Consider the following 21,467-nt stretch of genomic DNA (forward strand, 5'->3'; position numbering starts at 1 on the left):
CCAGCCAACACCGCGCAAGCCCCTCAGTTCCATTCACCCTGGGGAGTGAAGATCCAGAGACGGATCCATCAGGATTGAATCGGGCCTGCCTGGCAGACTGAAGTCCCGAGCCGAAGTCAGTCACGTTGCTTGACCGACTCGGCACTCGTCGTGGCAAAGCTGGATCCGGTGGTCCCCTCCTCCATCAACTGTCGCCAGTCCTGTGACCATAGCCGGTCACCTGTGCCCGTTCAGCGCCCAGACCGCTGAGCTGCGGACGGTCGCACTGTCAGCCAGGGCCGATCACACCGAACGCTCCTCAGGAACGCCCCTCCGTGACCGAGGAACCCGGGCCGCGTCTGCAGGCCGGCACACGGACCGGGCATGTGGCGCCACCTCCCACAACCGTGTCGTGGCGCCAGACACCCTCCCCCTACCGGGATGTGCACCACTCGATGGGGCGCACTGGCGGGGCGTGGCGCTGACCGACGCCGGGCCTCATCACTGCCCCGGAAATAGAGTGCTGCTCGCGTCGCACGGCGCCTTCCACTGACGGGCCTGTCCGGGCCCCAGTGCCTCGGGGCCCGGCCCGAACCCAACAGTGAGGGCCGCTGCCCGGGATTCTTCCGGCGGCCGGTCTGAGAGGAGCCGCCATGGGGCGTCGCGGTAAGCCGAAACCGTCTGTCCGGCAGCGCGTCGAGGACCTCCTGGTCCGTACGGCGTGGTGGCTGGGGAGGTGGCACAAGGGCTGACCTGAGCCCCAAGAGCGGAGGCTCAGATCAAAGCCCCGGCTCTGCACGGTGAGCTCCCGTCTAGGGTCACAGCCTGGGCGGGGCCCATCCCCGCGCACCGTAAGGGCACTGCCTCGAGTCGCGCAAGTGAACTTGACCGACTCGGCATCCGAGCACCGAAGCCAGCACCACCCAGCGTGTCCTTGGGTACACAGCCGCAGCTCACCTCTCTCGGCTGGCCTGGTTCCACCTCGGCGGGCAGGCCACGCTCGCTCGCCGGGAGTCTTGGTCGCCGACCCTCGTACAGGTGGGCGGGTTTCCGCGAGTACCGCCCACCCAGGAGCCCCGCACTCTCGCCTGGCGCGGCAGCAGCGGTGTCGGGGTAGCCAACGGCGGCGTGGGCCGAGGTACCGTCGGGGGAGTGGGGGTCATCGGCGGTTCGCCTCTGACCTCTTGCTCTGCTCCCGGTTCTTCCGGGACAGTTCCTCGCGCTCGGCGTCGGTGAGCCGGGTGCAGCCCGTGACGGCGGTGAGGCCGGTCATTGAGGGGTCCCCGATTCCTTGCAGGCGGTGCAGAACCGCCACGTGCGGCGGGTCACTTCGCCGGTGCTGGTGTCGATCGTGCGTCCGCCCTTGCCGCCGCCGCAGGACGGACACGGCCTCCCCACCCTCACCACGACCCGGGCGGAACACCGAGCGCGGCGCCACCATGGCCAAAGCCGGGACCATGACCAAGGTCAAGTCCGGAATCGCGGCCAGCGCCGGGCCGTGGCCGTGGTCGGGCGGGGGCATCCCTCCGACCAAACTGTCATCACTGGCCGAAGGCGCCGTCCTGCTCCAGATCAGCCATGAACTGCTCGTGCACCCTCAGCTCACGCCCTCTGCCGGGGCTCGTCAGAACGATGGTCTTTGCCTCCGCGAGCGACGTGGGACCCGCCCCCAGCAGTTCGCGCGTGATCACCACGGCATCAAGCACCTCGACCCGGCGCTCACTCAGCAGCCATTGCACGGCGGCCATCCCGTCGTCCCCGACCAAGAGCAATCGGCACTCGTCGACGAGCCCCTCAAGGCGGGCTGTCCTCTCTGGGCTCAGCCCTCTGATCGCCATCGCGCTGCCCCTTCCCTCCCGGATCTGAACTCCTCACCGATCATCCCGGACGCTTGGACATCAGACTGCCTTCATGTCTCGTGAACATCGGCAAGCCAGTAGAGCACCAACTGCCTCCCAAAGTGCTGGACAAACGCTGCCGCTTGAAGTGAACGAAGCCAGCACAGGTGAGGTTCAGAGTGTGGCCCAATCGGCGAGCGGCAACTGCGGGCCTCCCTGCGTGGGCACGGGCCAGGACGCCGCCCAACGGATCCGCTCCTGGCCGGTCACCAAGCTGGTGCCCGCCACCCAGGGCTCCAGAACCAGGTCATGGCGCCGCAGGTCCGCCTGTTCCACCGCACAGAGCACCACCTTCGCCCGCTGGCGCTGCTCCCGGATGCACCGCTTGGTGTCGATCTCACGGGTGATCGTGCGGGTCGCCTCGATCTCACGGTGGTAGATCTCCAGGTCGCGGCCCATCACGCACCGGCCACCCACCCCGCACACAGGGCAGACCCTCCGGTGCTTCTCGACCTCCTGCCGGGCCTGGTCGGCACGGGCCGCGAGATGAACCCCGAGCCCGGGCCGCTCCGTATGGGCCTTGGCTAGGCGGTGAACCGGGACAGCAGGTGTTGACTCCGGCGTGAGGCAACGGTCGGGGCCGCTTCGGCACTCCTCGGTATGCCAGGCGCTGAATTCGATGAGGTCGACCAGGCGGTTACTGCTGGGGCAGCGGCGCGGGGCGGCGGTCCCGGCGAGCTGGGGGACGAGCTTGGAGTGCTGCCGAGGGCGCCGGTGACCGGAGTCCAGTGGGCGGGGCTGGGCAGGGACCGCATCTCCGCCGCCTGGAGCCAGACGCCCTCGAGGGCATCGTCCGTGTCTCAGACAGGATCCGCGCCGAGCCCGACAACCTCCACAGTGACCGAGACGGCCAGTCGGGCGGAGAGCGGGAGTGCGAGACAGCCAGCGAGGAGATCAGAATGGCCTCCGGTTGAGACTCCGTCTGTGTACCGGAATCGCTCGGCGCAGCAGTTCGCGGCATGCTTCCCCTGAGGGTGCAAGAGCTAGCTCGCTGGCCGGTTGGTCTGAGTCAGTGGCGCATGGCCGACCCGCGTCGGCCATGCGTCGCTCAGCAGGCCCTCCTGCGCATGATGCTGACGAACACCGGGCCAGTTTGTGCGCTTCGTCCTCTCCTGGTGACCGGGCCGAACACTGGGTGACTCGTCATCTGATAGCTGACACCGCTGGAGCCACGGCCGGGTGCACAGTAGCGCATTGCTCGCCGGGACCCTTTGCGCGCTTTTGGGCGGACAGCCGTCGGAAATGGGGATCGTAGTAGCGATTCCAGGCTGGTGCTGACGGTGGGCGTCCTTCGGCTGAGGCCTCAGGCGGCAACTGCACGTCAGAGCAGTCCGACGATCGCCAACGCCTCTGACTTGTCTGGCGACTGATGTAGTACATGCCCATGTTCAAGGCTTTTCAGCTGCACGCTGCCCTTGGGGATGAGATCAGCATGGAACGTCGACCATGTGCGGCAAGTCGGGCATACCTCGCCTGTCAGGAACGGGCGCAGAAGGTGCAGCTCATGTGTGGAGTCCCGCAGGTAGAGGCTGCCGGGTTCCAAGTCGTGTCTCATCGAAGTAGCAGCCTTGGTCGGTACAACGGGATGGTCTCCCGTCAGCTCGCGGTAGCGGATGCTGGCTGTTTTGGAGAGGCTGTCCCAGCGGGTCTCGGTGACGTGCCAGAGCGGGAAGTCGGCAAGAAAGCGGGATCGTTCAACGAGCAGAGTCAGATCGGCGAAGGCCTCTGTTACCGCGGTCGGGAGATCGATGGGATCGAGACGACGGAGGTGGGCATCGTCGTTGCGGCGTTCACTCAATCGCTGGCGTGCGTCGGCGGCGTCTTGGTCCGCCAGCAGGGAGCGGATGCTGTGCATGGGGTGCTGGTGTGGTAGTTTACGAAGTTTGCGGCTTGTGGCGGCCTCCTGCATCACGGCGGCCCAGTCACCAAGACCCGGGCCGCTGCGCCCGCTGGTGAGCTTCTCTTTGATCGCCGCGATGGAGCCCAACGGGATCCCGGCTTCCCAGGTGAGCGCCAGGGAGAGCAGCGCCATGTAGCAGAGTAGGATTTCGGCGGTGTCCAGGACGGCGTTGTAGGCCGCCTGTTGATCGCCGGCGCTCATGCGAGCTTCGGCTTCACGCCACCGGTAGGCGATGGGGAGGGGGAAGCGCGTGCGCACGGTGTGCCCCAGGTCGTCGAGCAGTGTTGCGGCCTCTACACGCAAACGCAGCCCACGGCCCTGGTCGATGATTCTTTCCCGAGCCTGAACCGCTGTTTTGTACGTGAACGCGGACTCGAGAAGTGTTTCTGCTTCTTTAACCCAGGTCTCAAGGCGGTGACGGGCAGCATCAAGATCGTCGAGCACTGTGGTCAGAACGCTGTCCGGCTGCGGCACAGGTAGTTTCTGTAGCCGCTTCACCGTGATGTGAAGGCTGGATCTGCCAACCAGCCTGTCGGCCAACGGCGTACGCAGGAACTGGACGGTCAGTCTGATCTGCTGCGGTGTAATGGCGGCACGAGGGCGTAGGGCGACGGTCATCTGGGAGGGCGCGGCGGGAAGGTCCTGCTCGGTCACCTCGGCAACGATGAGACCTGGTGGATCGTGTGGTCCGTGGATCTCGCGGAGGATGAGGTCGCCTGGGCGCAGGAGGTACTCGGGCGGAGCCTTGACCCAGTAGCTGTCGTCAGCGGGCAGCGCGATGGAGCCGTCGCGCCGTATGTCACGACCTCCCAGCAGCCGAACGGCGCTGGGCTGCTCCTCGGAGCTGATCCAGTGAGAGTGTCCCGCCATGTGGATGCGGGGGACGGTCTCGTACAGCTCGCCCAGCGTGGTGAGGCTGCCGAAGCCCGCCAGGTCGGCTTGCTGCGATACGACGTCCGGATGGTGACGGTCGAAGTCGAGGCTCTCTGTAGCGGGCGGGAGGTCACGGATGACGTAGCCATACCGGGTGCTGCCTCCTCCGCGCTTGAGTAGCATCTGGAAGTCCTTCTCGGCAAACGTTTCGTCGTCCCCGCGCGGCGCCCGGAAGATCTTCATCGGAGGGCGGTGTTCCTGCTTGGCCTTCAGGAAGCAGGCAGCCACGACGAAAGTCTGATGGATCTGAGGAACCACGCCCGTGCTGTAGATGACGGCCAGGATGTCCCAGTGCTCGGCCAGCATCCTGCGCAGCTCCGCCGCACGCGGCGACTCCGAGATCCAAAGTTCGGCAGGAGTCAGGACGGCCATGCCGCTGCTGGCGTCTGCGGGACTGCACGCGCGCAGAACATCGTCGTACACGTACAGGGACACATCCTGGCGCGGCGTCCGGGCGCCGATGCTGCGCTGCCATGGTGGTACGAGGAGAAGCGGGCCCTGCCCCAGGAGACGTGCAACGCCCGAGCCTAGGTCCTGCCAGGCCGGTTCCTGAACCGAGCGCCACTCCGAGGGCGGTTCGAAGGAGGGCTGGCCTTCTTCCGCGCTCGTGGTCAGCACTGTCACCGGGCCCGGCGCCAGGCGCTCGAAAGCCATCTTGAGGATGCGCTCGAATGACGGGCTGAGCGATCCGTTCCCCTCGGGCATCCTGTCCCTCCTCTCGGCCCTCGGCACAGATCGGCAGACGCTGGGGCGATCCCGCCTTCCGTCATACAAACGGTGATCTTACCGCCGGGCGGAGGGCTCGATGGCGGCTCTGGAATCGACGGGGATGGCCCCCCGCGTTCACGGAGAGGCCCTCATGGCGAACCTGCACACACGGGGATGGACCTATCGACTGAAACCGACATCATTTGAACTCCCGAACCCGACGGTAAGGCGCCGCTAATAACGGCGGAGCCTGGCGGATTCATCAAGTGCTCCCTCATCGCGCCCCAGCCCCCGAGGTGGAGCGTCACCAACTGCTGGAGTTCGGAGTGGAGGTGCGCGGACAATCCGGTGCGACTGTGGGCGCGATGTCGCCGTGAGAGCTATGTGAGTCGTGGACTCGCGCCTCGACGATTCCGTTGACGCCCCGAATCGGCTCTGACGGCAGTTGGGGGAGTGCGCATCGCGTGTGGGTCTGGGGTGGATCGGCCCTCCATCGAGTGGTGCGTACCTCTTGCTGGCGTGAAACTTGGTGTAATAAAATTACACTCATGCTCACACATGAGGATGCTGCCTTCATCACCACGTCGGTCGAGGGCCTCGCGGCCCCTCTCTACGCCGGGCTCGACCAGGGCTACAACAACGCCCACGGCCACTACGACGACCACGGGATGACCGGGACCGGCTATACCAAGGGGCGCACCGATCTCACCCGGGATCATGCGCGTCGCCACCTGGAACAGCAGCGGCATCTGGGAGGATGGGAGCTGGCGAACAGCCTCAGCGGGCGCATTCTGCTCCGCAACGAGATGCTGACCCTGCGGGTCCTGCACGCGACTCCGTTTGACCTGGTCCCCGCGCCGGGCCGGAACCGGGCTCGCATCAGCTACTACGCCAACCCGGCGACCGACCTGTTCGGGGTACAGGCCAGCAACCTGCTCGCCGTATGGCTCTCACCCCCCGAACCGGGAGGCGAAATCTCGGTGCGTATCGTGCGACCCATCAGTGAATGGAAGCTCGGACGTACCCCGAAGTTCGATCTCGACTTCGAGTTGCCCCGGGAGACCGAAACGTTCGAAGGCTGGGAGTTCTTCCCCGACGATCGCGGGATCGCTCTCCCCTTCGATTTCGACGAGGAACAGCGCGAGGAAGGCGAAGGCAGTGGTGCATGATCCAGCGGAACGGGTCCGAACACTCAGGCTCCTCATGGGCCTGACCCAAGGGGAGCTAGCCGCCGCCGCAGGGGTCTCGCAGCCGCTCATCTCTGCCATGCAGAAGGGAACCCGCGCGGTTACCGACGACGTACTCGAGCGTATCGCGCGCGCCACGGGCACTCCCCGGTCGTTCTTTGACGTCGACCCGGCCGATCTCCCCACCGATACTTTGCTCTTCCGGAAGAAGGCCAGGGCCGCCGCGAAGGAAGTCGGCCGGGTGGAGGCCACCGTCCGTGAGGCATACCGCGTCGCCGCTGCCCTGCTGACCCAGACCAGGGTGCGGCGCTGCAGACTGCCCCGGGCCGAGGGTCCCCTTACCGTTGATGACATCGAGGACCTGGCCGCCGAGACCCGCGATGCCCTCGGTGTTGCCCGGGACGGTGTTATCGGCCACGTCATCCGGACCTGCGAGCGGGCGGGTATCCCCGTTGTCCCTCTCGTCCTGGTGGATGCCGCCGGACACGGCGAGGACATTGTCGTGGGGCATTCCGGTGTCTCGTGCTGGCGCGGCCCCGAGGAGCCGTATCTGATCAGTTACTTCTCCGCTGGCAGTGGTGACCGCCAGCGGTTCACCGCTGCCCACGAGCTTGGTCATCTCGTTCTGCACCCGGCACGCCGGGCCTTGGTCACCGTTGCGGACGCTGAGAGGGAAGCTCACCGGTTCGCCGGGGCGTTCCTCATGCCGCGCGAGCGTGCCGAGGAGGCCCTCGCGCCCGGTTTCACGCTGCGGGACCTTGCCGGACTCAAGCAAAAGTGGGGCATCTCGATCCAGGCCCTCATCCAGCGGGCGCACCATCTCGGTATCATCGACGACAGCCGCCGCGAGAGCCTGTACAAGCAGCTCAGTGCGCGGGGCTGGCGGACTGAGGAGCCGGTGGTGGTGCACGCGGAGCAGCCCGCGCTCTTCCGGGCCATGCTCGTGCGCCGGTACGGTGAGCGGCTCTCTCTCTTGCAGGCCGCAGACGACCTGGGGATGCACCCGGTGCTGATGCGGTCCCTGGCACCGGACGTCCCGGTGGGGCGGCCGAGGGCAGGAAGAGCTGGGAACGTGGTGGCGCTCCGGCCCCGTGACGATCTTGAGGCTGAGGCGCTCTGAGCTGCCCCTGACCACGCACGGCGAAGTACCCGTCGAGATGGGCTCGACGGGTACTTCGCTGTGCCTGTGGCATCTGGATGCGCCGGTTTGTCCGCTGTTCATCTGTGGTCTGGTGGACGGGGTCCCCGGGGGTGGAGGTGGCCTGTGGTCCGTTGGCCGTTTGTCGCCGAACGGTGTGCGCGGGTCGCTGGGCTGCACTGGAGGGGAGAGTGCATGCTCAGTGTGTGGGTGGGATGAGGCTGGTGAGCATTCGGTGGGTGTCGGGGTCGGTGGCGTGGATGTGGGTGGTGTGGGTGCCACGGGTGAGGAGGACGCGGTAGATGTTGAGGGCGTAGGGGAGGTACTCCTCCGGGGTGAGGTCGCGGAGGTGGGCGTCGTGGCTCTTGTCCGGGTGGGCGGTCCAGCCGGTGGTGGTCCAGGTGAGGTCGGGGCCGATGATGACGCCGGCGTGCCGGTACTCGACGCCCTGAGCGCTGTAGATGCAGCCGATCTGCTGGTGGCCGCTGGTGTGGGTGGCCCAGAGCTGGCTTCGGGGGGCGATGGTGGCGCCGTCGGGGCCGGTGCGCGTGGTGGAGGCGTTCCAGGCGGCCTTCCATACCCGGGGCCGGCCGGTAGTGCGGGTGGTGATCTCGATGTCCAGAGAGGGTGGGCCGGTCCGGTTGTTGGTGCGGGGCCAGGACCAGCAGAACCCGGCGGCGGTGCGGGCGGTGTGACCGGCGGCGGTGGCGTGGTCGATCACTTCCTGGAGCTGGAACGGGTCCTCGCACAGGTGCAGGCCGTACTCGCGGTGGGTCCGCCAGACGGTAGGGGTGCCATAGAGGAGGTTGTCGACCCAGTTGGTGTAGGCGGCGGAGCCGTTGCAGCGGAAGGAGCCTTTGAGTTCGAGGTGGTGGTAGCGCCTCCCGGCAGCGCGGGCAGTGGCCTCGATCTCGGTGACGGTGGTGCCTTCGCCGGGCCGGACGGTCTGCCGTTCGTCGAGGAAGACCACGACCAGGCGGACCTGGCGGATGACGGAGGCCAGCTCGGGCGGCATAGACCCGCGGAGCCGGGTCATCCGCTGGGCCTCGTCGACGATCACGGTGCCGGCGGTGCGGGCGGCGCTATGCAGGGAGGCCACGGACGGGAACAGATCACGTGCCTGCGGGTGTCCGTCCGCGGCATCGAGGAGGTGGGCTCGGAGGGTGCCCGACGGGGTGGTGAACCGGGGCCGGGACTGTGCCTGGTACTGCATGAGGTGCCCGAGGAGATGGACGGCGAGTACGGTCTTTCCGCTGCCGGGGCCACCAGTGACGGCGATGACCGCGCCCTCCGTGTCGGTCCGGTCCAGCATCCGCGACACCAGCGAACGGATCCTGACGAACGCGTCGAACTGGGCGCCGAGGAGCGGGAAGACTGTCTGCCCCCGCAGCAGCCCGCCGACCTGGGCCAGCAGGCGTTCCGACGGCACCCACGCGATGCCCTCGAACGCCCGCACCTCCTGTGCCGCTGGTGGTTTGAGGCCGGTGCAGCCGAGGGCGGCGGCCAAGGGGTTTCCGTTCGCGGTGAGGTCGTCCCCGGTGACGATCGGTATGAGGGGTCCGTCGCCGTCCCGGTCGCGCAGCCCTTCCGCCTGGGCCCGGGTGGCGTTGTGGAGGAGGACCGTACCGCGCAGTTCCAGGGCGGGGGCTTCGGCGGGCCTCCAGAAGCGGAAGAAGTCGAGGTAGCTCCGCACTTGGTGCACGGGGTGGGGGGTGACGAGCCCGTCCGGCCGCCGGACCCGTTCGGCGTCCAGGACCTGGGCGCGCTGCCACTGCTTCAGCTCGATCACCACGAGGCCGAGTACTCCGGTCTCCGTGTGCCCGAGGAGGAGGGCGTCCAGGCGCTGCCCGCCGCCCGGGGTGCCGTACTCGAGGTACAGCCACAGGTCCCCGCAGCCGGCCCGGAGGAGGGCGTCGAGGAGCGGGGGCCAGCTCGCGCGCCAGCTGCGGATCTCGCTCTCGCCGGGCTCACCGAAGCCAGCCGCCCGGTAGCGGGCCGCGCATCGTGCGACGAAGCCCGGCTCGCGCACCAGGGCCAGGATCTCGTGCACCCGGCCCGCTGCGGCACAGCGCACCGTGTGCGGTCCCCCTGCGGTGGCGGGGGTCACGTGAGGAGTGGTGCTGATGTCAGAGTGGCTGGCTGTCATAGTCCCTTCACAATGCCCGGGATCGTGTGTGCGTGGGTGCGCTGGCCAGGATGGGGCTTGGCGCCCCACGGCCCAGGCCCGGAGCCAGCGGGGCTCGGTAGCGCTGGGCTCGCCCTCGGCGACAGTTACTTCTGGGGTAGGCGGTACTCAAACTTCCGGGGCCGCAGGTCTTCCTCGGCGGGTTCCCAGTCCGTCAGGTGGAGTACGTTGCCCCCGCTGGTCGTGTAGTCCTGTGCGATCCGGATGTCGCTGACCACATAGAGATCGACGGTGTTCTCCGCCGAGCGTGCGTGGTTGATCTCGTTGATGGTCAGTTCGACGCTGGTGGGCGCGCCTGTCGTGCCCTTGACTTCAACGTGCCGTTCCTTGTCCGGCTGGGTGCAGCGCAGGTCGTAGGGCTTGCCGAGCTTCTCGACCTCCCACCCCTCGTTGGTGTAGTGCGCAATCGCCAGGTTCTCAGCGTGCTCCTCAATGGCTTTGCGCTTCTTCGGGTCCGAGACCCAGCCGGCTCCGCGCCGCTTCCGCTTCGGAGCGGTTTCCCCCTTCACTGCTTCCGCAGTGAAGCCAGGGGTTTTGTTCAGTGGCACCGTGCGGGCGGACGCCCAGTCAACGCTGATGCCGGCCAGGTCGAGCAGGGGCTGGGGTGACATGTCAACGAGCCGACCGACACCCCTTTCGGTACCGGAACAGCGGGCGGCATCGGAGGCGTCCAGGGTCAGCGGGCCATCCTCACCGAGCGGGACGTTCTCGATGACCGCCAGGGGTGTCAGCCCCATCCGGTACGGATAGAGGATCTCCCCCTGAGCCTCCTCGTCGGGCCAGTGCGGGGCTGAGCCTTTGTAGACGGCAGCCTGGACGGCGAACAGGTAGACAGTGGCGGATCCCTTGACCCACTCGTCGAACTGCACCCGCGGTGAGGCGCCGGTGACGAGCACCGCGAAGTCGGGCTTCACCTCGTCGTACCAGGGCTTGTGGATAGGGAAGCCCCAGGAACGGGTTTCGATGCCGTGCTGCAGGTTGCGCTGCTGGCCGACCTTCTGGCCGACATGGACCATGACGAACTTGGCAGTCTCCATGGAGAGCACGATAAAGCACGGCCTATCGACTGCTCCATATGTTTCCCAGGTTGGGCTGACTCCGGATTGCCGCATCGGAATCAAATCAGCCTAAAACGGTTCACGTGACCGCGCGCTCGAGCTCGTGCGAAGCCGTGCCCGCGCCGAACAAGCCAATGCTGGCCGAGCATTGGCCCGTCGGCACGTCCTCAGGCCTTGCTCTTGCGCGCAGAGGCGGTCTATGGTCGGCAGACCTACCGGTCTTCCTATCGGGAAGTGTTCATGCCTCGCCGGTCACCAGGCGAGATCAGGGCTCAGCTCCCACGCCGGGTCAACCGGCTCAGGCCTCAGCGGACCCCCGTGATCCGAGGGCTGTCCGCATCCGCGAACAGGCAGATCGCACAGTTCGAGCGCAGCCACGGGCTCCCCGCAGGCGAGGTCGCACACACCTTTCGCCGGTGGAGTACCCCTGCCCGAAGACCACGGAGGGACATCACTCCCTTCTACGACTACGAATTGGACTACGACGACACCGACCTGCGGAACGGCTAATACCACATCCGCACACTGCTGGAACTCACGCTCCACACCCTCCGCACGAAGGCACGACGCGAACTCCGCGCAGCCATCGAACCCGCAGACGACCAGGTTCTCCGACGTACGGTCAACAACCCCTTCGCGGCACCCGCCCTCCCATGGTGGAAGTGCCGAATCGAACTCTGACCCACCCTCGCCGCCCGCCGTTCGAAGGGCGAACCCGCACCCGCGGGGGTGGTCCGGGGCTGTGGCGGTCTGGGATGCTGTGCGGTTCAGGGTGTGGCCCATGCCGCGAGCGGTAGCTGCGGGCCGCCCTGGGTGGGCACGGGCCAGGACGCCGCCCGGCGGATCCGCTCCGCGTCGGTAACGAGCGCCCGGCCTACAGCTGGTTGGATGGCAGCCAGGGTGGGGGTGGGGAGGTTGTGGCGGGCACGGTCCGCCACCCAGCGGCCTGAAGGGCGAGCTCGCGCCGCACCCGCGCCCGCTGCTTCTGGTGGCGCGTGGTCTCGACGCGTTCGCCCTCGGTCGTTGGCCGACGACCGGGGGCGAACGGCCCCGGGTTCGGCGAGCGGAGCAGCGCCTGCGGGTAGCGGCTGACCGGACCCATGTAGTCGGGTTCCTTGGCCACCCGCCGGTCGGCCAGGAGGTCATCAAGTCGGTCGCGGACGGCGCCACGCTTGGGGGTGCCGTACGCCCCGGCCGGGGCCGCGTAGAGGACTCGACGGTCGTGGACAGAGACCACGGCGACGCCCTGCGCGTCCGGGAGCGAGTCGGGCGCAACATCCACGACCAAGGAGCACGGCGGCCGGATCGGCGACGAGTTCTCGGGCGAGGGCCTGCGCCTGGTCGTGCTGCCATCGGAGGCGCGGCCGTCATCAGCGATGCCGGGGCCACCCGTTCGGATTCACCGCCTCTTGCCCGGGCGAGGCGTCGGACGAGCTCCTACTTCTGGTCGACAATGTCGACGGCGCGGCACCATACGAAGCGTGCACGGATCAGCCCGGCCAGAGTGACCCGCCCGTCCCGGTGTCCAGCCCGGCGTCATCACGGCCCCCAGGAGCCGCAGCACCGCCAGTCCTCTGTGACAGATTCAACAGGCGCCCGGCCACGTCCTGAGCCACCCACAAGGCAGCACCCGGCACACCAGCCCGTCGGCCTCTCCGAACTCGCCCTTAGGCTGTGTCTGTGTGGATGGCTGCGGCAGGCCGTTCAGCCCAGCTGACGGTTGGCCACCTGTCTCTGGAAGTCTCGGACTCGTTCCAAGGTCTCCTGTGCCTCCTCCACCTCCTCGTGGTCCACCGAACCGGCGCCCCAGTTCGACGGCGAGAAGAACTCCTTCTGCAACTCTCTCAGGGCGCGGGCGTGCTCCTTGTGCAGAACATCGAGCAGGGAATCGCCGCAGTACAGCGCCTCCTCAGGGCTGTCCGACCACCACAGGCGGAAGGCCGTCGAGCGGCCAGCCCGCAGTTCGCCGAGCCGGTAGCACACGAGGCGATCCTCACGCTCGGACGCGGCAGCGGGAATGCGCATGGCGGGCAGCAGATCCGGGTCACCAGCCACGATGCGCCGCTCCTCAGCGGCCATGCCGCCAGGGGTATCGGCCGGACCCCCGCGTCCGGGAGGGACGGCCAGTTGCCAGGGCTGGTTGGTGAAGCGTGCGAACAGCCCTAATCCCCAAGGTCCGGCGTCAGCAATGACGAAGACCTCCTCGGGGAACGAGACGCCGTAGCACTGTCGCAGCACTTCGCGTGTGCCGAGTCCAGTCCCGTACAGCGCCCGTGCCAGCCGGGCCATCGACGCGTAGTCCTCGCGCGACGCCTCGGCCCGGAACCGGTCGATCTCCTCGGCGGTCATCGTCTCCCCCGTCTCGACGGCTTCCCGGTGACGGCTTCCAGCGCCCAGCGGATACGTTTCCACAAACCGGCCAGTTCGGGGGCCGTCATCGCCGAGATGATCTCCTGGGTTATCTCCTGTGCCTTGAGGACAGCGGCCTTCTGACGATCGTTGAGTGCCTCGGATACACCGGCACCCTCCGGCTCGGCCCGTTCCAGCAGTACCCGTACGTCGTCGTTCAGCCTTCGCAACGCCTCCTTGACAGCCGGGCTCTGGCCGGTCAGCCGAGGGTTGTCCGCCATCAGCAGCGCGATGTTCTCGACATGGACGAAGACCCTGTTCTCCAGTTCGCGATGGAGGGCCTGGTTCACCCCTCGGGTGGCACGAGTGAACTCCCTGGCCAATGTTTTGGCGCTGGCCGTCGTCTGCGACTGGACGACGAGCGCGTACATCCGGTGCGCGACACGGACCGTCTCCCCCGGTCTGCCGCTCGGCATCCGGCCCCGCGCGGTCCAGCGCACTCCTTCGGGATAAACGGTCAGCCCTCTGTCACGGTCGCCAGGCAAGGGGCTGGTGCCGGTACTCGCGTCCGGGACGTAGAGGACGGCGAAGTCATCGCCGAATGCCTTCCTCAGTTCCTCTCGCAGAGTGCGCCCCTCGGCGCCGCCGACCCCGTAGATCTTCTGCCCGGCCGCGAGGAGGGCGTTGACTCGGGCGTTCTGGAAGATCCCGTCGGAGTGGGCTCCGTCCCACGCCTTGATGAGCATGTTCGGTTCCGTCGGGTAGAGCATCTGCGGATATTGCCGGGCGATCGCCACCCGGATGGCCCGGTCCAGACGGTTGGCGAGCAGCGTCAGTTGCTTGGCCCGCCGGTCGGCGTTCCGGCCCCAGTCGAAGCCCTCGAAGTGGTAGCCGCCGATGGTGAGCAGTGGATGCCGTTCCATCTCGGCTAGCGCCTTCTCGTAGGCCCGCAGCACGCCCACGCCGCTGATGGCGGCCACCCCTGTGTCGGCGTCCTGGCTGACGATATGGACCTGGCGGTTGACCACCCTGAGGATGTCGACCGCGCGTCGGGTGTACGGCGATCCGAGCACCTGTTCCCGGAAGATGCCGTAGGGCAGCGCCTTCTTGTTGCGCAGGTTCTTCTCGTTGGACTCGGCGCGAGCCTTCTTGCGGCCCTTGAGCAGCTGGTAGGCGGCGCGCACCTCCTCGATAGGGACCTTGTTCCCGTCCTTGTTGAGCCAGGTTGGCGTCCAGATGAAACCGAAGACGGCTAGTACCAGTTCCGGCCGCCGCTGAACACTGTCGACGGCCTCCTGGAGGGTGGTGTCGACCTCTCGCGGATCCAGTCTCTCGAAGGTGTTGACGCCGATCACCACGGCGGTCCGCGCGGCGGCCATGTCCCCGGCGTTCCGGGCTCCGCTGTCCCGCCATGCTTCGTCGAGGTATCGAATCGCCACCTTGGGGTTCTTTCCGATTTCGCTCGGTATGGCAGCCATGTTGATGACGAAGCCGATCCAGCCGTCGGCTTTCTCGGCGGGAGTCGGGACATCGTGCAGTTGCTCTACTGCATGCGGATGCCGCTGGATCTCCATGCCCTTGCCGGCTGGGCCGATCTTGTAGGGGAAGAGGCTCTGGTACGAGGTCTTTCGGCTGGGGTTGACGGCCACTGTGACGAAGTACCGGCCCGGCGTGGCCTGTTTTAGTCCGATATGCGAGAGCCGGTGCCGTGCCTTGATGGCCGGGAGCCCCTTACGCACGCTTTCCTCCGACGCGGACTCGGCTTCGAGTAAGCGCGTAGCGTCGCGGACTGCGGCGTCGAGAGCACGCTCCATGTCTGTGCGAGATCGTCTGTCGGAACGTCTGCGCTCAGGGCGGCCTTGCTGGTCTTGCGGGTAGCGGCGACGGCCGGGGCGCGTGCGGTCAGGCCGCCGCCCCGGACCGCCGCCCGCCCTCTGACGACCCGGCCGCGCGCGAGCCCAAGCCCTCCGCACCAGACCGGCGATCTTGTCGATGGCCTGGTCGATGAGGCGGTTGATGGGGCGTGCCATGGCTTGGACGATTTGGCGGATGCGGTTGGTGATGCCGCCGATGCCGAGGAGTGCGGCGAGGAAGGCGAGGAGGATGGGGATGGTGCGGGCGAGGGCGCGTTCGATCAGGGGTGGGACGCCGCCGGTGGCGCCGCGGGCGATGGCGACGACGGCGTCGAGGACGGCGTTGACGAAGTCGATGATCTGGCGTGCTTGGGTGACGACGAAGGTGACGATGTCGATGATGAGTTTGACCGCGCGGACGAAGGCGGAGGCGGGGTTGAGGAGGGAGAGGATCCATAGGATCCCGGCGGTGACGATGGTGGGGGTGACGTAGGCGATGACCTTGTCGAGCAGGGTTTTGCGCAGGTCCCCGACTCTGCCGCAGACGTCGTCCCACAACGCCGCGACCCCGCGCCGCTGGAGGTCGGCGACGATTGGGAGCGCGGTCTCGGCCGCCGCGACCGCTTCTTCCGGGACGCGGCGGGTGAGGCGGGCGCGGATGTTCGCCCACGACAGGCCGAGGAGCGAGGCGAGCAGGGTGAACACGGCGCGGGTGTCGAAGCGGGCGGGGAGCTGGAGTCCGGCGGCCGCGCTCTGGCCCAGCAGCCAGCCCATGATGCCCTGCTGAAGGTGACGGGTGATGTTGCGGAGGAAGAGTTTCAGTCCGGCGCCGACGCTGGTGACGAGGTTTTTGAGGAACCCGATCGGGTCTTTGAGGATCAGCATGATCGCGGTGCCGGCTTTCGCCAGCACACCGGCCAGGAGTGCCTTGAGTTCGCGGATGGTGTTGATGACGCCCGCGATGGCGTCCTTGGCCTTGTCGACCAGGCCCTTGTTCTTCTCCTTCTCCGCCGCGATCTCGCTGTCGACGGCCTTGAGGGCGTCGGTGTACTTGGTGGCGAGGGTGTCGACCAGCTCGGTGCCCTTGTCGTTCACCGACTGCGCCAGCTCGTCGAACTGGCCCTCGAAGTCGGCGGCGGCCTGACGGCCGATCGCCCGCAGCCCCACAGGCAGGCGCTCCACCTCCGCCCGCAGTTCCCCGCGTCCTTCCTTGATGCGCTGCTTCGCCCGGCTGAGCTCGCGGGCGATCAGATCCGCGATCCGGGCGATGATCTCCTTCATCCGGCGCAGGTAGCCCTCCCGCGCCCGGTCGAAGATCCGGTCCGCCTCCGGTGGCAGCCCTTTGAGCAGATCCCGCAGCCAGCGGATCTTGCCTATCTTGCCGTCGTAGCGGCGCTTCTTGTACGCGGCCATCTCGCGCTGGTGCTCGGCGGTGAACGCGTCGCGGGCGGTCTTCTCCTCCCGGGTGAACTGCTGGTCCACCGCGGTGTCCAGGCCGGTGAGGATGGTCTCGACGTCCTTCTTCATCGCGTCGAAAACCCTCTGAAGCCGGGCGGTGACCTTCGCCCGCCGCTCCTCGTCCCGCCCCTTGGCGCCCGTCTTGCCGGCGCCGACCCGCTGTCCGGTCGCCACCCGCGCACCGGCCATCCGCGCCATCGCCGCGGCACCCGTGCCCCGCGCCTGGGCGGTCGCCCCAGCCAGTTCCCCCGCCTCATGGCGCCGCATCTGGCCGGGGGCGGTGGCCGAGTGCCGCTCCGCCGTCTTCTTGTGCTCCAGCGCGCTGGTGAAGGACGGTTCGTTCGCCTTCCTCAGCTGGGGTTCGGTGACCTGGCTCGCCGCGAGGTCGCGGTTGACCTGGGCCGGACCCTGCGAGAGGTCGGTCGCGGACCGGGGCAGCCGGTCCGGCACCGCGCTCGCGGCGTCCGGCGCGGCCGGGGCCCCGGGGGGCCGGTCGGCGGCGAGCGGGGTCACCTCCTTCACCACCGCGGCGGAAGTGTCCGGCGGTGCGGCGGTAGTGTCCGTGATCTGGCCGGCGGAGGCCTCCTTGCCCTCCCCTACCTTCCCCTGGACCTCCGCCTTCACCTCGTCGGCCTTGCCCGAGTCAGCGAACTTGTCCGCCTGGTCGAGGTTCTTCGGTGCCCGGTCCGCGATCGCCTTCTCCACCGCCGCGATGAACGCGCCCTTGTCGAACGTGCCGGGCTCGGCCTTGTTCATCCGCTCCGCGTTCGCCGTCTTCCCCTGCGCGACCACATCGTCCTTCGGCGGCACAGCCGCCGCCTGCGCCGCCCCCGCCTCCACCCGCGCGGGCGGATGCGAGGACGCCACCGCCCGCTTCTTACGCCCCACATCCGCCGTGAGCGCCACGAACTTCGGATCCCCGCGGGGCCCCGCGCGACGCCCGGCACCACCCGACGCTGGCGCCTCCGCAGCCCGGGCGGCGGCGACCGCGCCATTGCCCACCGCGTCCTGGCCCGGCACCGGCACCCGCCCACCGTCACCGCTCAGCGCGGCGGCGACCCCGGCGTTGCCGAGCTGGCTCTGTGCCGCTCCACCCGGCGGACGCGCGGACCGGCCTGTACCTCCTGGGCCGGACGCGGGCGCGGCGGCGGCCGCCTTGGATACTCGCGGGCGCTCTTCGGGCGCCGGGCCTGATAACTCTTTCCGGGCCTTGGACACCACAGTGCCCGGCACGGTGCTCTTCGGACGTGGCGCGCGTGCCTTCGGTAACGGCACCGACCCGGCCTCCCCTCGGACCCCGTGGTGCCGCAGAGGAACCGGCAACCACGCGGACACTCCCTCCCCGAGCCTGACACCCCGGACATGACCACAGCGTCACCACCCCAGCACCCCACCATCACCACTCCAACACGAGACCGCGCGCAGCCAGCACACACCGTTGGCCTGCGGTGAAAAGCCACGTGGGTCAGCCAGATACCTGGCAGGCCGGCCGGCACCGTACGGTCCTCGAAGCCGGTCAAATGGACCAGCACGGGGTGGGCGAACAGGGGAGGCACGAGTACGCAGCTGTGGAGGCGGAACCCCCTGGTCCCTCGGATGCGGGCCGTCGTAGAGGGAACGGCTCGGCGGCGGCGGCAGAGGCGCAGTCAGAACCGTCGATGCCACCACGCCAGATCCGGGTCTACCATCGGCTCCTGGTGCGTTCGTCCGAGGAGCACCAGGTCGAGGCGTTCCACCTGTGCCCGGAGCTCGCGGGCGGCCCTGGGCGGAAGCATGAGCATGGCGTCGTGCAGTCTGTCCCGGGCCCAGCCCTCGCCGCAGCAGGGGCAGGTGAACTCAGCCTCCCACCACCTCCACTGGCGCTTGGCGCCATGGACGTGCACAGACCACACGCTGAGCGCCACCGCCACGATGCCCGGAGACCATCGCTCCCGTTCGAGCACACGGATGGCGGCATTCGCCGCTCCCGACAGACGCGGGACATCGCGATACGCAACCCCAGGGCTTCCTCCGACGCGTTGCCGCGACCGAAGCGAAGACGGTCTTCTACGAGGCACGGACCCTTCTGCTGCATATCATGCGCAGCATCCTCCCATGATCTGAGGCCGACCAGATAGCTTCGTGTGGAACCCCCACCCCAGCACACGCGGGGATGGACCCTTTCGGGCGCCGGTGAGGATCACACCGCGATGCCCGGGGCCTCGAAGGAAGAGCGCCGCGCGGCCGCCGCCGACCGGCAACTGCACGAGCGGGTGACCGCCCAGGGATGGGCCCGCGAGCACGAGTGGGAGCAGGTCCGCGCCCGCCAGGCCGCCGTCAAGGCCCACCGCGCCGAAGCCGCAGCCGCGCAGCCGACCGACGACGTCCCGGCCGCGCCGGTGGCTCCGGACGCGATGCCCGCGCCGCTCCCAGCCGCAGTCGTCCCCGCTGCGGAGCCGGAATTCGCCGACGTCGACGACGACCAGGAGCTTGTCCTCGAGGACCTCACCCGCGAGCAGGTCCTGGACTGGCGCACCCGCGCCGTCGCCGACCACCAGCTTGTCTTCGACCACATCGACCGGTAGCGCGAGCTGTCCGCGCAGCGCTTGTGCACCCGAGCGTTCGTCGCCCAAGTGCAGTGCCTGGCCGACCTAGGGCACCTGGACCTCGGCTGCACCACCCGGGGGCAGGCGTGAGCGGCGGCGAGACGTCCGGCGTCGACCTGGCGAGGGTCGCGCTGCGGGGGCTGCGATGGAGGCGGCCCGCAAGAACGGCGGCGGCCAGAAGGCGAAGAGGAAGCTGCGGGCCGTCACCACGGTGCGGCGCGACGGCGCGAGCCGATAGGTCTCGGAGCGGGGATCGGCGCGCTGGTCACCGAACGCGCGTGGGAGCTCCCGGCCGCCGGCGCGACGCTGCGGGAGCGGTGGGCGGCCATCGCCCCCGAGCTCGCCGGGCATGTCGCCGCCGTGTCGTACGACCCGGACTCCGGCCGGCTCACCGTGTGCCCGGAGTCGACGGCCTGGGTGACGAAGGCCCGCCTGGACCAGACCCGGATCATCGCGGCCGCCAACAAGGCGGCGGGCCGCACCGTCGTACGCGCCCTGCGGATCCTGACACCCGGCGCTGCCCCCGCGCCCGGCCCGGCCGCTACTGTCCCGGCAGACCCGGCCCCGGCCGCGCCCCCAGGGGTCCGGTCAGGACCCGGGAGACCGCGTCCGAGGGCTACCGCCGCGCGCTCGCCGCGCACCAGGAGGCCGCGCCGCCGCGCCGGGTGAACCCGGGCATCGCGGCAGCGGTGGAACGGCAGACCGCCGCGATGCGCGCATTGTCCCGCCGGGCGTTCCCCGAACCCGACGGGGTGCCGGACGATGCGGCGGTTCCGATCGAGGTGGTCCGTACCCAGCGGCGCCGCCAAGCCGCAGTCACGGAGGCAGCCGCCCTGCGGCGGGCCCGCGCCGAGCGAACCGGAGCCGCCCTCCCCACGGCGTCCCCCGCCCGCCGGGCAACCGCGGAGTTGGCCTGACGCTCCTCCGGCCCGCCCCTGCTCCCGGGCGAATCGCCTATCGGCCGGGTTGACGAACCGCCAGATGACCAGGGTGCGGTGCCGGTAGGGGTGCCCGTGCGCACTGCGGTGGCCTCCTCTCCGGACCACGTCCGGGCCCCGCGCCTTCGGGGCCCGGCCCGAGCTCGAAGGAAGGGCGTGCACGACCCGGTCACTGGGGTGCGGAGCCGACGCCGTCGTCGAAGGTTACGGTCAGGGGCTCGGTGCCGTTTCGGCTGGTGGTTTTGAGATCATGTGCCAACCGCTCGTACACGGCACCCGACAGGACCCATGCGCCGTCGTCCTTGCCGTACTCCGCAGTCCTGGGCCGGATGCTTTTCATCGCGATCAGCACGCCGATGACGGAACGGCCGGACATGGTGATCCGCAACCGGTCGTTTCCTTCCTCGGATGGAGTCGCCGGGGCTCGGAAGTGAGGAACATCCGCGGCATGTTCCTCGATGAAGTCCCACAGGTCACGGTGGCAGATCAGGTGCACCGTGCCGACGGTAGCCGCCATGCCGAGCACGACGTCGTGTGCGCCCAGTGCCCTCTGCGACGCGGTGAGGCCGGGCTGCTCGGAGTCTTTCTCCGTGGATGGTTGGACATTGGCGACTTCCTCGCTGACGGCCTGCCGACTGATGGCGGCGCCGCCCCCGCTCTCAGCCTCGGGCCCGCCGGACGGTGCAACCGCCGCACCGTCGGCTTCGGTCTCCTCACTCACTGGCGCGGCGGTGTCCGGTTTCCCAGGAAAAGCGGCGCCAGAAGGCGTGTCCCATCCATGTTCCGGCTGTGCCGAAGGCAGTGCGTGCTCCTGGACCGGCTTCTCGCCGACGGCAGCAGACTCCGGCAGGCGGGCGAAGAGATCGCCTACCGTAGTGCGCAGTTCATGGACCGTGCGTACCAGGTCGGCCACGTCCTGGCGTAGCCCGGGGAGCGACTTGTTGATCTCCGAGAGCGATGTGGCCGCGGTGTTGACGCGGTTGCGTGTCTCCCGGTTGTCGGCATGGAGCTCGGACACCTGTGCGGTAACCGAGTCGGTGATCTCACGGCGCGAGGTTTCCACACGCTCCCCCAGCGCGGTGACCTGTTCCTCCAGCGCCCGCCGGGTGTCAAGAAGAGCGGTCATCCAGTCGTTACGAGCCACACGTCCCCCACAGATTAAGTGATCAGTCGGATTCGCTGCGTAGTCTGACCAGGTAGTAGCACCCCGCCGGGCCGCATGGCACGGCCTGACTCAAACGCTTCGGGTAAGGGCTGAAACGCTGCCACGAGAAAGGGCCGCTTGTTCGAGACAGGGA

At 68.5% G+C, this 21,467-nt stretch carries 13 protein-coding genes; 4 read left to right on the plus strand and 9 right to left on the minus strand.

Annotated elements, in window-relative coordinates:
* Positions 1-1,520 precede the first annotated feature (1,520 nt).
* The 3 genes from ACFVIM_RS01470 to ACFVIM_RS01480 all read right to left on the minus strand — a co-directional run bounded on the left by ACFVIM_RS01470 (position 1,521) and on the right by ACFVIM_RS01480 (position 5,415).
* Entirely contained in the window at positions 1,521-1,751 is a 231-nt protein-coding gene (locus ACFVIM_RS01470; protein ID WP_384297188.1) for a hypothetical protein, read from the minus strand.
* A 240-nt stretch (positions 1,752-1,991) separates the two neighbouring features.
* The gene (locus ACFVIM_RS01475) at positions 1,992-2,276 is read right to left on the minus strand and encodes a hypothetical protein (RefSeq protein WP_384297189.1); all 285 of its coding nucleotides are present in this window, start codon (positions 2,274-2,276) and stop codon (positions 1,992-1,994) included.
* Between the two features lie 922 nt (positions 2,277-3,198).
* Complete coding sequence (locus ACFVIM_RS01480) at positions 3,199-5,415, minus strand: hypothetical protein (protein ID WP_384297190.1); 2,217 nt, start codon at positions 5,413-5,415, stop codon at positions 3,199-3,201.
* A gap of 551 nt (positions 5,416-5,966) precedes the next feature.
* Between ACFVIM_RS01480 and ACFVIM_RS01485 the strand changes: the two genes are divergently transcribed.
* Both ACFVIM_RS01485 and ACFVIM_RS01490 read left to right on the plus strand, forming a co-directional pair.
* Positions 5,967-6,587: a hypothetical protein gene (locus tag ACFVIM_RS01485; protein ID WP_384297192.1), complete on the plus strand. Its 621-nt coding sequence runs from the start codon at positions 5,967-5,969 to the stop codon at positions 6,585-6,587.
* Positions 6,580-7,725: a helix-turn-helix domain-containing protein gene (locus tag ACFVIM_RS01490; protein WP_384297229.1), complete on the plus strand. Its 1,146-nt coding sequence runs from the start codon at positions 6,580-6,582 to the stop codon at positions 7,723-7,725. The genes ACFVIM_RS01485 and ACFVIM_RS01490 overlap by 8 nt, the downstream gene beginning before the upstream one ends.
* Before the next feature lie 217 nt (positions 7,726-7,942).
* Here the strand turns inward: ACFVIM_RS01490 and ACFVIM_RS01495 are convergent, their stop codons facing one another.
* The 5 genes from ACFVIM_RS01495 to ACFVIM_RS01515 form a co-directional block, all read right to left on the minus strand.
* Positions 7,943-9,850, minus strand: coding sequence for a DNA/RNA helicase domain-containing protein (locus ACFVIM_RS01495; RefSeq protein WP_384297193.1), 1,908 nt, complete (start codon positions 9,848-9,850; stop codon positions 7,943-7,945).
* Positions 9,851-10,014: 164 nt separating this feature from the next.
* The gene (locus ACFVIM_RS01500; protein WP_384297195.1) at positions 10,015-10,965 is read right to left on the minus strand and encodes a DUF3883 domain-containing protein; all 951 of its coding nucleotides are present in this window, start codon (positions 10,963-10,965) and stop codon (positions 10,015-10,017) included.
* An 895-nt stretch (positions 10,966-11,860) separates the two neighbouring features.
* Positions 11,861-12,268, minus strand: a complete 408-nt coding sequence (locus ACFVIM_RS01505) for a hypothetical protein (RefSeq protein ID WP_384297196.1) — start codon at positions 12,266-12,268, stop codon at positions 11,861-11,863.
* A gap of 422 nt (positions 12,269-12,690) precedes the next feature.
* Positions 12,691-13,335, minus strand: coding sequence for a hypothetical protein (locus ACFVIM_RS01510; RefSeq protein ID WP_384297197.1), 645 nt, complete (start codon positions 13,333-13,335; stop codon positions 12,691-12,693).
* Positions 13,332-17,513 (minus strand): hypothetical protein, encoded by a 4,182-nt coding sequence (locus tag ACFVIM_RS01515; protein WP_384297198.1) that lies wholly within the window; start codon positions 17,511-17,513, stop codon positions 13,332-13,334. Before ACFVIM_RS01515 ends, ACFVIM_RS01510 begins: the two co-directional genes overlap by 4 nt.
* Before the next feature lie 1,322 nt (positions 17,514-18,835).
* On the opposite strand from ACFVIM_RS01515, the gene ACFVIM_RS01520 reads away from it, so the two are divergent.
* Complete coding sequence (locus ACFVIM_RS01520; protein WP_384297200.1) at positions 18,836-19,210, plus strand: hypothetical protein; 375 nt, start codon at positions 18,836-18,838, stop codon at positions 19,208-19,210.
* Between the two features lie 282 nt (positions 19,211-19,492).
* Positions 19,493-19,900 carry a DUF721 domain-containing protein gene (locus ACFVIM_RS01525; protein WP_384297231.1) on the plus strand — a complete coding sequence of 136 codons (408 nt, stop codon included), beginning with the start codon at positions 19,493-19,495 and terminating at the stop codon, positions 19,898-19,900.
* 438 nt (positions 19,901-20,338) lie between these two features.
* Here the strand turns inward: ACFVIM_RS01525 and ACFVIM_RS01530 are convergent, their stop codons facing one another.
* Positions 20,339-21,313, minus strand: coding sequence for a hypothetical protein (locus ACFVIM_RS01530; RefSeq protein ID WP_384297201.1), 975 nt, complete (start codon positions 21,311-21,313; stop codon positions 20,339-20,341).
* Between the last annotated feature and the right edge of the window lie 154 nt (positions 21,314-21,467).

It is taken from the genome of Streptomyces sp. NPDC057638, from assembly GCF_042800315.1.
GTDB lineage: Bacteria > Actinomycetota > Actinomycetes > Streptomycetales > Streptomycetaceae > Streptomyces.

Bases quoted from the DNA above. Each gene is read 5' to 3' on its own strand.
- ACFVIM_RS01475 (WP_384297189.1), bottom strand. From the start codon at position 2,276: ATGGGCCGCGACCTGGAGATCTACCACCGTGAGATCGAGGCGACCCGC.
- ACFVIM_RS01480 (WP_384297190.1), bottom strand. From the start codon at position 5,415: ATGCCCGAGGGGAACGGATCGCTCAGCCCGTCATTCGAGCGCATCCTC.
- ACFVIM_RS01485 (WP_384297192.1), top strand. From the start codon at position 5,967: ATGCTCACACATGAGGATGCTGCCTTCATCACCACGTCGGTCGAGGGC.
- ACFVIM_RS01500 (WP_384297195.1), bottom strand. From the start codon at position 10,965: ATGGAGACTGCCAAGTTCGTCATGGTCCATGTCGGCCAGAAGGTCGGC.
- ACFVIM_RS01510 (WP_384297197.1), bottom strand. From the start codon at position 13,335: ATGACCGCCGAGGAGATCGACCGGTTCCGGGCCGAGGCGTCGCGCGAG.
- ACFVIM_RS01520 (WP_384297200.1), top strand. From the start codon at position 18,836: ATGCCCGGGGCCTCGAAGGAAGAGCGCCGCGCGGCCGCCGCCGACCGG.